The following is a 13,759-nucleotide window of genomic DNA, read 5'->3' as shown; positions in this document are numbered from 1 at the left end:
AGGAGTGGACCTCTCTTGGAACAATTCAGACTACCCAAAATAGCAATGCCGAAGCTCGAACTGCCGCAGGCCATACAAGAGGTGCTTGCCGAAGCCGAGGAGAAGCTGGCTCATCGTCCCAAGCTGCTGCAGCTGTTCAAGAACTGTTTTCCCAATACGCTAGAGACCACAACAAAGCTGCTTGATGACGGAACAACCTTTGTCATTACCGGAGATATTCCAGCTTCTTGGCTGCGTGATTCAGTCGAGCAGGTGATTCAGTATGTGCCATTGGCGAAGAATGACCTCGATTTGCAGCGGATTATCGGTGGATTGATCAAACGGCATATTCACTATATCCATATCGACCCTTATGCCAACGCGTTTAACGAGCGGGCTAGTGACTGGCACTGGAGCACCAATGATATTACGGACATGTCGCCTTGGGTGTGGGAGCGGAAGTTTGAGATTGATTCCCTGTGCTTTGTTGTGCGGCTGGCCTATACCTATTGGAAAGAAACTGGAATTACAGATTTCTTCGATGCTGAATTCAAAGCGGCACTGCGCCTGATCATTGACCTGTTCAAAAGAGAGCAACACCACTTCGAGCAATCGCCCTACCGCTTCACGCGAAATAATGGCATTCCTGAAGATTCGCTGCGCAATAACGGACTAGGGATGCCGGTGAATTATACCGGAATGATCTGGTCCGGCTTCCGTTCCAGTGATGATGCCTGCGATTTCCACTACAACATTCCTGGCAATATGTTCGCCGTTGTCGCCTTGCGCCAGATGCAGGAATTTGCCGAGTGGGTATTCCGCGACTATGAATTTCTGGCCGAACTAAAAGAATTGGAATTTGAAGTGGATCACGGGATTAAGCTATACGGAATCTACCGCCATCCACAGTTTGGACCAATCTATGCCTATGAGACGGACGGATTCGGCAACTACTGTCTGATGGATGATGCTGGAACGCCAGGGCTGATCTCCATTCCGTATCTGGGTTACGCTTCTGCAGATGATCCAATTTATCAGAATACGCGACGCTTTGCCCTAAGCACAGAAAATCCCTTCTACTATGAGGGTAAAGCCGCCAAAGGCATTGGCAGTCCACATACCCCAGAGAATTACATTTGGCATATGGCCTTGTCGATGCAGGGAATTACGGCACAGACAACGGAAGAGAAGCTGGAGCTGATCGCCCTGCTGGAAAGCACCGATGCCGGAACCGGATTTATGCATGAGGGCTTCCATGCCGACGATCCAAACGTCTTTACCCGCAGCTGGTTCGCGTGGTCGAACAGTCTGTTCTCACAGCTAGTGTACCGGGCGATGAAGGAAGGCATTCTGTGAGTACGGGCCGAGTGATTCTTTTCTTCGACCCGTCATTCCCAGGCGGCCCTGCTGCAGACGATACAACAAATGATTCGTTAGCAGCACAGCTAAAGAGCTTGGGAGAAGTCGTCAGCGCGGAGCAATTAGCGCAGGCGCTCGATGCTGAACAAGCGGGTGATGTGTTTATCAACCTGCATGCACCTTACTTTCCGAAGGAGGCTTGGGCATCTATTGTGGCCTTCCTGCAACAAGGCGGCGGCCTGCTCAGCATCGGCGGCGCACCATTTAAGCATCCGGTACGGAAGCAGTCCGGCACATGGCAGGTAGAAGCCGAACAGACCGCCTATCACCGCCAACTGCATATTCATGAAGCGCTGCGCGTGAACGGCAGCCGCGTCAATTCCTATGCCGCATTGTTGGATATCCCGCTCTTCGCTGGTCAAGAACAGCTGCTGAGCCCGGCAGATACCTGGAACCTCGTGCCGCATGTTACCAAAAGCAGTGATTTGCCGGAGCAAATGGGCGCAAGCGGTCCGATGGATACACGGATTTATCCGCTCTTAAAAGGTGTTACAGCAGAAGGACGCGAGATTTCCGCACCTGTCGTTCTGTGGGAACATGTTGGCGGTCCCTTCGTGGGTGGACGCTGGATTTTTGTCGGCCAGCCGCTCGACCAGACCTTCTGGAGCAACGGGGGGGCGGAAATGCTGGCCAGCTTAGCGACATTTATTGCTAAGGGAGTGACTGAGCTTTGGGTGAAGCCCAATTACGCTTCCTACGAACAGGGCGAACAGCCTCTAATCAGCCTGCAAAGTCAGCGACTCAGCCGTCATTCGTCTTCAGTGCAGGCAGTGGAGTGGAAGCTCAGATTCACTTTACAGAAGGATGGGGAGAGCGCAGCATGTTTTGAATATGGATGCCAACTGACAGTAACTCGCGAACATAATATCCATCGGTTCCCAATGCCGGTGAAGCTGCAAGCTGGATTGTACCGCCTTACCTGTCAGGCCAAAGCTGAAGATGGAGAAGTGCGTGTGCTGCGTCAGGGCTTCTGGAGTTACGATGCAGATCTGTTAGCGCAAGGCGAGTCAATCACCGCTGGTCGGGACTATTTTATAAAAGAAGGCAAGCCGCTGCCGGTAGTGGGCATGACCTATATGACTTCGGATGTGGCGCGCAAGTTCCTGTTCCTGCCGAATGCGCAGGTATGGGACCGGGATATGGCGCAGATGAAGAAGGCCGGCATTAACTGGATTCGGACCGGCATTTGGACCGCTTACCGGAATGTGATGCAGGTAGACGGACATGCTTCCGAGGAAGTACTGCGGGCGATCGATGCTTTTTTACTGACTGCCAAAAGACATGACCTGCAGGTAACCTTCACCTTTTTCTCCTTTACACCAGAAACGTGGGAAGGGCGTAATCCATACCTTGATCCACGCAGCGTAGAGGCGCAAAAACGCTTTATCCGCTCCATTGTTTCCCGACACCGCAACACGAGCCATGTAGATTGGGATCTGATCAATGAACCTTCTATGTTTGATCCACCGCGTATTTTCTCGGATGGACCGAGCACGGCTAGTGATAGATATGAACAACAGGCCTTCTCGTCTTGGCTGGAGACTCGGCATGTCAGCATCTCCATTCTTCAGGAGCGCTGGAATATGACGCCACTTGAGCTGCCGAGCTTCACAGCAGCCCTGCCTCCTGAGCGGGAAGAGATTAATTTCAGCATACAGGATGTACACCAAGGCAAACGTGGTACACGCTGGCTGGATTATTGTTTGTTCTCAATGGATATGCATAACGTTTGGGCCAAAGAGCTGTACGGAACGATCAAAGAACTGAGTCCTAAACAATTAGTTACCGTAGGGCAAGATGAAGCGCTTGGCGCACAAAGACCGTCGCCGTTCTTCTATGAAGAGGCTGTCGATTATACGACGGTCCATACCTGGTGGCTGAACGATAACCTGCTGTGGAGCGGTATTTTTGCCAAAACAGCAAACAAGCCTAATCTGGTGCAGGAGACTGGCATTATGTACGTGGAGACACCGGACGGGCGGGCGAAACGCAGCGAAGAAGAGCTGCGGGCAATGCTGGAACGCAAGTATGCATATGCGTTTGCTTCAGGTGGAGCCGGTGCCATCCAGTGGATCTGGAACACGAACTTCTATATGGATAATGCTAATGAATCACAGATCGGAGCTGTACGGGCAGATGGTACCGAGAAACCGGAAGCCGAAGTCTCTTACGATTTTGGTCATTTTATAGGTGAAGCTGGAGAGCTGTTTGCCGAGCGGAAGCTCGAAGAGATTGCTGTTATTTTCCCCTATTCAAATGATCTATCGAACCGGAAGCTGGCCTTTGATGCCACCACACGGTTGACGCGTATCCTATCCTATCAGCTGCATCTGCCGTTCCGTGCTGTTTCGGAATACGGCCTTGAGGCTCTGGAGGCACAACCGCCCAAGCTGATCTTACTGCCAAGCGCGCACAACCTCGATGATGAAGCCATGGACAAACTGATCAGAATTGTTGAGCAGACGGGTGCGGTGCTGCTGGTTACTGGATCCCTAGGGATTAACGCCTATTGGCAGCCGTCCGACCGCTTGAAACACCTCTTGGGTCAACGTGAACTCCGCAATGTACGACGGGAGGAATTGCTGAATCTTGCCGGCAGCACCTTCGCAGTGTCTTATGGACAGCGCCGAATTGCCGAGCTAGTGAAAGAAGTGGCGGTGCATGCTGCTGCGGACTTAGCTCCTAATCTTCAACCTGGTGATACTGTAGTGGAAATGCCTTTGGGTAAAGGACGTCTCATCTGGTGCCCACTTCCACTGGAGCTAAATGAGCGGGACGAACCGATTGCCGAGCTATATCGCTATGCGGCAGAAGCATCCGGTATTCAGACTGAGCTAGAGTGGGTTATGGGTGGGGATTTACCGGGAGTCTATGGACGCAAGCTGAGCTTTGCGGAAGGAGCACTCTATATCTTTGTATCTGAGTACGCTTGGGATGCAGAGATCGAGGTCAGAGATCCAGATACTAGCATCAGCTACACCTTCCGGTTGGAAAAAGAACGATCTGTGCTTTTCGCGACGGATAAGGCTGGACAGCTGGTGTCGGTATACAGACCAGGGGAAGTAGCTATTTCACTTCATAGAAGCTGAATAATAGAGGAGAGACTGCATTATGACTAAGAAAAAAACAGCGCATATTGTTTCCCACACCCACTGGGACCGGGAATGGTATTTGCCCTATGAGAAGCATCATGTCCGGCTGGTTCAGCTTGTAGATGCACTGCTGGAGAAGCTGGACAGTGATACGGCTTTTCGCAGCTTTTATCTGGATGGACAGACGATTATTCTGGAGGATTACCTTCAGGTGCGGCCGGAGAAAAAAGAGAAGCTTGAACAGTATATCCGTGCAGGGCGAATTCTGATCGGACCGTGGTATATTTTGCAGGATGCCTTTCTTACAAGCGGCGAGGCCAATGTGCGCAACATGCAGATCGGACACCAGGATGCGATTAAATATGGTGAACCGTCCAAAATCGGCTATTTCCCCGACACCTTCGGACTGGTTGGACAGACGCCGCAGCTAATGGTTCAATCCGGCATTACCAATGCTTTCTTCGGACGGGGAGTTAAGCCGACGGGCTTCAATAATACCGTCTCGGACGGCGGGTACGAGTCCTCGTTCTCCGAGCTGATCTGGGAAGGACCGGACGGCTCGCGAATTCTCGGTATTTTATTTGCCAATTGGTACTCCAACGGCAACGAGATTCCTGTAGACGAAACGGCGGCCCGCGAATTCTGGGATCGCAAGCTGGCTGATGCGGAGAAATACGCTTCGACGGGCGAGCTGCTGTTCATGAATGGCTGTGACCATCAGCCGCTGCAACTGGATTTGCCTGCGGCTATTCGCACGGCACAAGCATTGTACCCGGATATAGAGTTTATCCATTCCAACTTTCCAGACTACCTGACTGCTCTGGAATCGGATCTGAAAGATCCTCTATCCTCCGGAAATCATAAGCTTTCGTCTGTGATTGGCGAGCTGCGCAGTCAGCGCACGGACGGTTGGGGCACCCTAGTGAATACAGCTTCGGCCCGCATCTACCTGAAACAGATGAACCAGCAGGGTCAGACATTACTCGAAAAAGTAGCAGAACCGCTCGCCTCCATTGCCCATCTTGCAGGCAAGCCTTACCCTCATCATCTGTTCACTTATGCTTGGAAGACATTAATGCAGAATCATCCGCATGATAGCATCTGTGGATGCAGTGTAGATGAAGTGCATCGCGAGATGGTGACGCGTTTCGATAAAAGCCGTCATGTAGCCGAAAGCATCGTAGAAGATAGCGTAAGCTTCATTGCGGATACTGTTGATACGTCAGCTTTTAGCAGGTATGGGGACAATGCGGTACCATTTGTAGTAATGAATACAACAGGCTGGAGCCGGACAGGCACCGTCGTTATTGACCTGGACGTTGCCCGTTTATATCTGCGCGAAGGACATACGCTGGAAGAGACCGCCCGCAGAATGCAGGAGATAAAGCTCTCTGGACGTATGTTGGTGGATGAAAGTGGTGTGATGTTGGCTTGTTCTATAGAAGACTTAGGTCTGCAATTCGGCTACGATCTGCCAGATGATAAATTCCGGCAGTCATATATGTGCCGCAAGATACGGTTAACATTCGAAGCAGCACAGGTACCTGCACTTGGACTTCGCACCTATGCTTGGGTCGAATCATCGAGTGCTGTTCCTGAATACAACTCCCTATTTAATGGGGAATACGTAATGGAGAATGCTGGCCTCAGAGTGGAGATTGACCCTGACGGTTCATTTACCCTGCTGGATAAGCAAAACGGTGTCTTATACTTAGACCTTGGTGTTTATGAGAACACTGGAGACATCGGTAATGAATATATGTACAAGCAGCCCGAAGGAGAAACTGCACTGACTACCAAAGGAAATGCTGCAGCTATTCACGTACTGGAAGATACTCCATTCCGCGCTGCAATTGAGATACAGCACGATTGGGAGATCCCGGCAGCAGCGGATGAGAGACTGGATGCAGAGCAGCGCTCTCTGGTTTATTATCCGGAGCGTAAAGCACAGCGGAGCCAGAATACCGTCATCATGAAGCTACGTACAGTTATTTCGCTGGAGCGTGCCGGTAAAGGGCTGCAAATTGATTCCACCATAAATAATCAGGCGAAGGATCACCGGGTTCGGATGTTGTTCCCCACCGATCTTCAAACCACTGTTCACCATGTGGATTCGATGTTCGAAATTGCCAAGCGGGATAACGTACCAGCCCCGGAATGGCTGAATCCAAGTAACACCCAGCACCAGCAGGCATTTGTTGATGTCAGCAATGATAAGGCGGGTCTTACTGTGGCCAACCTTGGGTTGAATGAGTATGAGGTTCTGCGTGACGGACGCAATACCATCGCAGTTACTCTGCTGCGCAGTGTAGGCGAGCTTGGGGATTGGGGTTGGTTCCCGACACCAGAAGCTCAGTACCTAGGTGAACACACCGTAAGTCTGAAGCTTATCCCACATAGCATAGACGGGATATCCTCTGGTGCTTATGCTGAGGCTTATCAATTTCAGATACCTTGGACTGTAGTTCAGACAGAGGTCCACCCAGGAACTCTTACTTCGGGATATGCACCTATTCAGTGGGAGAGTCCTTCTGCCGCGTTCTCTTCCTTGAAGATGAACGCGAACACAGATGATCTGCTGTTGCGCTGGTATAACATGAGCGTCTCATCAGCACAGCTTGATTTGAGCCTGGAGCTGCCACATGTTCATTTATACAAGACGAATATTCTAGAAGAGCGTATGCCTGTGTCTGTACAGGAAGAGATGGAGAAGCATTCTATACAGATAGGTCCCTGTGAAATAGTTACGTTTGGTATTCAACTAAAAGACTAACCAGCAGTAGTAAAAGTGACCTTGGCAGAAATGCCAAGGTCACTTTTTTTGTATCTGCCTTTTCTATTTGAGTTAGCGAACGCAGCAGCTAAATGAAATTCATTTTAGAAAAAGCTTGCAATGAATCTCCAATCATGATATATTCTAAGTCCGGCCGAGAGACATCAACGCCGAGCACGAAAATGAAATAAAAAAAGTGCTTGCATTACACGAATGAATGTGATATATTATAAGAGTTGCTGGTGAGACATTAAACGCCGACAACGAGAACTTGATCTTTGAAAACTGAACAACGAGTGAGTGGGATTTTACGAAAGTAAAATCCAAAAGAAGATGAGTTTCACGGCATTTATGCTGGAGTAAACTTGTCGGTTGAGAATGTAAATTCTCGTCAGAGGTTTCAAAATGAGCAATCGCTCTTTTCAATACAAATTGGAGAGTTTGATCCTGGCTCAGGACGAACGCTGGCGGCATGCCTAATACATGCAAGTCGAGCGGAGTTTTGTTGAAAGCTTGCTTTCAACAGGATTTAGCGGCGGACGGGTGAGTAACACGTAGGCAACCTGCCCCATAGCCTGGGATAACTACCGGAAACGGTAGCTAATACCGGATAATTCCTTTTCCCACCTGGGAAGAGGATGAAAGACGGAGTAATCTGTCGCTGAGGGATGGGCCTGCGGCGCATTAGCTAGTTGGTGGGGTAACGGCTCACCAAGGCGACGATGCGTAGCCGACCTGAGAGGGTGAACGGCCACACTGGGACTGAGACACGGCCCAGACTCCTACGGGAGGCAGCAGTAGGGAATCTTCCGCAATGGGCGCAAGCCTGACGGAGCAATGCCGCGTGAGTGATGAAGGTTTTCGGATCGTAAAGCTCTGTTGCCAGGGAAGAACGTCTTATAGAGTAACTGCTATAAGAGTGACGGTACCTGAGAAGAAAGCCCCGGCTAACTACGTGCCAGCAGCCGCGGTAATACGTAGGGGGCAAGCGTTGTCCGGAATTATTGGGCGTAAAGCGCGCGCAGGCGGCTATTTAAGTCTGGTGTTTAAACCTTGGGCTCAACCTGAGGTCGCACTGGAAACTGGGTGGCTTGAGTGCAGAAGAGGAAAGTGGAATTCCACGTGTAGCGGTGAAATGCGTAGATATGTGGAGGAACACCAGTGGCGAAGGCGACTTTCTGGGCTGTAACTGACGCTGAGGCGCGAAAGCGTGGGGAGCAAACAGGATTAGATACCCTGGTAGTCCACGCCGTAAACGATGAGTGCTAGGTGTTAGGGGTTTCGATACCCTTGGTGCCGAAGTTAACACAGTAAGCACTCCGCCTGGGGAGTACGGTCGCAAGACTGAAACTCAAAGGAATTGACGGGGACCCGCACAAGCAGTGGAGTATGTGGTTTAATTCGAAGCAACGCGAAGAACCTTACCAGGTCTTGACATCCCTCTGAATCCGCTAGAGATAGCGGCGGCCTTCGGGACAGAGGAGACAGGTGGTGCATGGTTGTCGTCAGCTCGTGTCGTGAGATGTTGGGTTAAGTCCCGCAACGAGCGCAACCCTTATGCTTAGTTGCCAGCACATTATGGTGGGCACTCTAAGCAGACTGCCGGTGACAAACCGGAGGAAGGTGGGGATGACGTCAAATCATCATGCCCCTTATGACCTGGGCTACACACGTACTACAATGGCCGGTACAAAGGGCTGCGAAACCGCGAGGTGGAGCGAATCCCAACAAAGCCGGTCTCAGTTCGGATTGCAGGCTGCAACTCGCCTGCATGAAGTCGGAATTGCTAGTAATCGCGGATCAGCATGCCGCGGTGAATACGTTCCCGGGTCTTGTACACACCGCCCGTCACACCACGAGAGTTTACAACACCCGAAGTCGGTGGGGTAACCCGCAAGGGAGCCAGCCGCCGAAGGTGGGGTAGATAATTGGGGTGAAGTCGTAACAAGGTAGCCGTATCGGAAGGTGCGGCTGGATCACCTCCTTTCTATGGAGAATCGTTTCCTGTAACGGAAACATTCGAACAGAAGCCGCAAGGCTTCTAGTGAACCCTTAGGGTTTGCACACACTCACTCGTTGCTCAGTTTTGAGAGTTGAAGCTCTCAATTTTGTTTTGTCTGTAAGGACGAACAAAAACTTTTGCCAGAATATTTCCCCCTCACAACCGTGATGTGGTTAAATAATCTGGACCTTGATCCTTGAAAACTGGATACCGAAACGAATTTGCGTTTTAGAACATTTTATCTGTCGCTTGTGTAAACGAGCGAAAGTGTATTATGGCTTAGCGAAGGTTTTCGATGGTGAAACGACTTTTGGCTTTGAATGACCTGCGAACGGAGTGATCCGGTAGCAACATTCAAAACAAGATGAGTGAACAAGCGAAACACTGGAGCATTGGTTAAGCTAATAAGAGCACACGGAGGATGCCTAGGCGCCAGGAGCCGACGAAGGACGTGGCGAACAACGAAACTGCCTCGGGGAGCTGTAAGCAAGCTTTGATCCGGGGGTGTCCGAATGGGGAAACCCAGCTGTGGTAATGCGCAGTTACTCATACCTGAATACATAGGGTATGTAGAGGCAGACCAGGGGAACTGAAACATCTAAGTACCCTGAGGAAGAGAAAACAATAGTGATTCCGTCAGTAGCGGCGAGCGAACGCGGAACAGCCTAAACCTAAGAGCTTGCTCTTAGGGGTTGTGGGACGTCTCACATGGAGTTACAAAGGAATATGGTAGGTGAAGAGGTCTGGAAAGGCCCGCGATAGAGGTAAAAGCCCTGTAGCCTAAACTGTGTTCTCTCCGAGACGGATCCCGAGTAGTGCGGGGCACGTGAAACCCCGTATGAATCCAGCAGGACCATCTGCTAAGGCTAAATACTACCTGGCGACCGATAGTGAAACAGTACCGTGAGGGAAAGGTGAAAAGCACCCCGGAAGGGGAGTGAAATAGAACCTGAAACCGTGTGCTTACAAAAAGTCAGAGCCCTATCTATGGGTGATGGCGTGCCTTTTGTAGAATGAACCGGCGAGTTACGTTTACCATGCAAGGTTAAGGTGAGAAGCCGGAGCCGCAGCGAAAGCGAGTCTGAATAGGGCGACTTGAGTATGGGGGCGTAGACCCGAAACCGTGTGATCTACCCCTGTCCAGGGTGAAGGTGCGGTAACACGCACTGGAGGCCCGAACCCACGCATGTTGAAAAATGCGGGGATGAGGTGGGGGTAGCGGAGAAATTCCAATCGAACTCGGAGATAGCTGGTTCTCCCCGAAATAGCTTTAGGGCTAGCCTCGGTATGAGAGTAGTGGAGGTAGAGCACTGATTGGGTGCGGGGCCCGCAAGGGTTACCAAGCTCAGTCAAACTCCGAATGCCATATACTTATTACCGGGAGTCAGACAGTGAGTGCTAAGATCCATTGTCGAAAGGGAAACAGCCCAGACCATCAGCTAAGGTCCCCAAGTGTGTGTTAAGTGGGAAAGGATGTGGAGTTGCACAGACAACCAGGATGTTGGCTTAGAAGCAGCCACCATTGAAAGAGTGCGTAATAGCTCACTGGTCGAGTGACTCTGCGCCGAAAATGTAACGGGGCTAAACACACCACCGAAGCTATGGCTAGATACATTGTATCTGGGGTAGGGGAGCGTTGTATATACGTTGAAGGTATACCGTGAGGAGTGCTGGAGCGTATACAAGTGAGAATGCCGGTATGAGTAACGAAAAGATCAGTGAGAATCTGATCCGCCGAAAGCCCAAGGTTTCCTGAGGAAGGCTCGTCCGCTCAGGGTAAGTCGGGACCTAAGGCGAGGCCGAAAGGCGTAGTCGAAGGACAACAGTTTGAAATTACTGTACCACCGTAATCCGCTATGAGCGATGGGGTGACGCAGGAGGGTAGTGACGCGGACTGATGGAAGTGTCCGTCTAAGCAGTGAGGCTGATGTGTAGGCAAATCCGCACATCGTTAAGGCTGGGCTGTGATGGGGAGCGAAAATTGTAGTAGCGAAGGTCATGATCTCACACTGCCAAGAAAAGCCTCTAGCCAGGAGAAGGTGCCCGTACCGCAAACCGACACAGGTAGGCGAGAAGAGAATTCTAAGGCGCGCGGAAGAACTCTCGTTAAGGAACTCGGCAAAATGACCTCGTAACTTCGGGAGAAGAGGTGCCTCGGTAGGGTGAATAGCCCGAGGGGGCCGCAGTGAAAAGGCCCAAGCGACTGTTTAGCAAAAACACAGGTCTGTGCGAAGCCGTAAGGCGAAGTATACGGGCTGACGCCTGCCCGGTGCTGGAAGGTTAAGGGGAGCGGTTAGGGGTTAAACCCGAAGCTGTGAACCGAAGCCCCAGTAAACGGCGGCCGTAACTATAACGGTCCTAAGGTAGCGAAATTCCTTGTCAGGTAAATTCTGACCCGCACGAATGGCGTAACGACTTGGGCGCTGTCTCAACGAGAGATCCGGTGAAATTTTAATACCTGTGAAGATGCAGGTTACCCGCGACAAGACGGAAAGACCCCATGGAGCTTTACTGCAGCTTGATATTGAATTTGGGTACGATCTGTACAGGATAGGTGGGAGCCTAAGAAGCAGGAGCGCAAGCTTCTGCAGAGGCGACGTTGGGATACCACCCTGATCGTATCTAGGTTCTAACCTAGTGCCCTCATCGGGTACGGGGACCGTGTCAGGCGGGCAGTTTGACTGGGGCGGTCGCCTCCTAAAGAGTAACGGAGGCGTTCCAAGGTTCCCTCAGAATGGTTGGAAATCATTCGCAGAGTGCAAAGGCATAAGGGAGCTTGACTGCGAGACCTACAAGTCGAGCAGGGACGAAAGTCGGACTTAGTGATCCGGTGGTACCGCATGGAAGGGCCATCGCTCAACGGATAAAAGCTACCCTGGGGATAACAGGCTTATCTCCCCCAAGAGTCCACATCGACGGGGAGGTTTGGCACCTCGATGTCGGCTCATCGCATCCTGGGGCTGAAGTAGGTCCCAAGGGTTGGGCTGTTCGCCCATTAAAGCGGTACGCGAGCTGGGTTCAGAACGTCGTGAGACAGTTCGGTCCCTATCTGTCGTGGGCGCAGGAAATTTGAGAGGAGCTGTCCTTAGTACGAGAGGACCGGGATGGACGTACCGCTGGTGCATCAGTTGTTCCGCCAGGAGCATGGCTGAGTAGCTACGTACGGACGGGATAAGCGCTGAAAGCATCTAAGCGTGAAGCCCCCCTCGAGATGAGATTTCCCAATTAGTAAGACCCCTTGAAGACGACGAGGTAGATAGGTTGGAGGTGGAAGTGCAGCAATGCATGGAGCTGACCAATACTAATCGGTCGAGGGCTTATCCACAAACAAGCAAGAAGCGCAGATTCGATTCGGATTCAGTTTTCAGGCGATTCAAGCCTGTGCATTTAGCTATAAATGCCCGTTTGGTGGCGATAGCGGAGGGGTTCCACACGTACCCATCCCGAACACGACCGTTAAGCCCTCCAGCGCCGATGGTACTTGGACCGAAGGGTCCTGGGAGAGTAGGACGTTGCCAAGCGGACAACCACATTACTTGTGGTATTTTTTTTGCCCTTAATATATGTATACGATAGAAGGGCCCTTAGCTCAGCTGGTTAGAGCGCACCCCTGATAAGGGTGAGGTCGGTGGTTCGAGTCCACTAGGGCCCACCATATTCCCTGATAGCTCAGTTGGTAGAGCACTCGACTGTTAATCGAGTTGTCACAGGTTCGAGCCCTGTTCGGGGAGCCATATGTGGAGAGGTGTCCGAGTTTGGCCGAAGGAGCACGATTGGAAATCGTGTAGGCGTCACAAGCGTCTCGAGGGTTCGAATCCCTCTCTCTCCACCACAAAAATTTTAAGACTAAGGCCCGTTGGTCAAGGGGTTAAGACACCTCCCTTTCACGGAGGTAACATGGGTTCGAATCCCATACGGGTCATATCATGGAGGCTTAGCTCAGCTGGGAGAGCATCTGCCTTACAAGCAGAGGGTCGGGGGTTCGAACCCCTCAGCCTCCACCATATTGTTACACAATCTAGCTGTATAGCTAATGACGCGGGGTGGAGCAGCCCGGTAGCTCGTCGGGCTCATAACCCGAAGGCCGCAGGTTCAAATCCTGCCCCCGCAACCAATTTATTTTTATGTAATATGGTTTTGGACAATGGCATAGTGAATTTAACACATTCATGTGTCACCAAAAGATCAGAGGTCAATCGCCTCGAAATCTGCTATACTTAATGACGCGGGGTGGAGCAGCCCGGTAGCTCGTCGGGCTCATAACCCGAAGGCCGCAGGTTCAAATCCTGCCCCCGCAACCAATTTATTTTTATCTAGTAAGGCTTTGAACAAAGGCATAGTGAATTTGACAAGTTCATGTGTCACCAAAAGATCAGAGGTCAATCGCCTCGAAATCTGTTATACTTAATGACGCGGGGTGGAGCAGCCCGGTAGCTCGTCGGGCTCATAACCCGAAGGCCGCAGGTTCAAATCCTGCCCCCGCAACCAATTTTG

The 13,759-nt window shown here is 51.3% G+C and carries 3 protein-coding genes, 8 tRNA genes and 3 rRNA genes; all 14 read left to right on the top strand.

All coding sequences use genetic code 11. The annotated features are described in order from the left end of the window. The first annotated feature begins 15 nt into the window (after positions 1-15). On the top strand, positions 16-1,335 hold the full coding sequence (locus H1230_RS28350; protein ID WP_239713118.1) for a glycoside hydrolase family 125 protein: 1,320 nt from the start codon (positions 16-18) through the stop codon (positions 1,333-1,335). Next, positions 1,332-4,487, top strand: coding sequence for an alpha-amylase family protein (locus H1230_RS28345; RefSeq protein ID WP_239713117.1), 3,156 nt, complete (start codon positions 1,332-1,334; stop codon positions 4,485-4,487). Before H1230_RS28350 ends, H1230_RS28345 begins: the two co-directional genes overlap by 4 nt. Before the next feature lie 22 nt (positions 4,488-4,509). Beyond that, positions 4,510-7,263, top strand: a complete 2,754-nt coding sequence (locus H1230_RS28340) for an alpha-mannosidase (protein WP_239713116.1) — start codon at positions 4,510-4,512, stop codon at positions 7,261-7,263. A gap of 429 nt (positions 7,264-7,692) precedes the next feature. After that, positions 7,693-9,250, top strand: a 16S ribosomal RNA gene (locus H1230_RS28335). A gap of 409 nt (positions 9,251-9,659) precedes the next feature. After that, a 23S ribosomal RNA gene (locus H1230_RS28330) occupies positions 9,660-12,590 on the top strand. A gap of 79 nt (positions 12,591-12,669) precedes the next feature. Then, a 5S ribosomal RNA gene (gene rrf, locus H1230_RS28325) occupies positions 12,670-12,786 on the top strand. The 16S, 23S and 5S rRNA genes sit together here with 8 tRNA genes alongside, the layout of an rRNA operon. A gap of 57 nt (positions 12,787-12,843) precedes the next feature. Then, a tRNA-Ile gene (locus H1230_RS28320) sits at positions 12,844-12,920 on the top strand. A 3-nt stretch (positions 12,921-12,923) separates the two neighbouring features. After that, positions 12,924-12,999: transfer RNA gene (locus H1230_RS28315), tRNA-Asn, on the top strand. 5 nt (positions 13,000-13,004) lie between these two features. Further along, positions 13,005-13,097: transfer RNA gene (locus H1230_RS28310), tRNA-Ser, on the top strand. Between the two features lie 18 nt (positions 13,098-13,115). Then, positions 13,116-13,187, top strand: a tRNA-Glu gene (locus tag H1230_RS28305). 6 nt (positions 13,188-13,193) lie between these two features. Continuing rightward, positions 13,194-13,269 (top strand) — tRNA-Val (locus tag H1230_RS28300). Positions 13,270-13,302: 33 nt separating this feature from the next. After that, positions 13,303-13,379: transfer RNA gene (locus H1230_RS28295), tRNA-Met, on the top strand. 110 nt (positions 13,380-13,489) lie between these two features. Next, positions 13,490-13,566: transfer RNA gene (locus H1230_RS28290), tRNA-Met, on the top strand. A gap of 110 nt (positions 13,567-13,676) precedes the next feature. Further along, positions 13,677-13,753: transfer RNA gene (locus H1230_RS28285), tRNA-Met, on the top strand. The last annotated feature ends 6 nt before the right edge of the window (positions 13,754-13,759 follow it).

Source organism: Paenibacillus sp. 19GGS1-52, from assembly GCF_022369515.1.
GTDB lineage: Bacteria > Bacillota > Bacilli > Paenibacillales > Paenibacillaceae > Paenibacillus_AQ.
Note: the sequence above shows the minus strand (reverse complement) of the source record. Positions and strands in the feature narration are given on the sequence as shown.

Coding starts and splice junctions, on each gene's coding strand:
- H1230_RS28340 (WP_239713116.1), top strand. CDS start 4,510: ATGACTAAGAAAAAAACAGCGCATATTGTTTCCCACACCCACTGGGAC.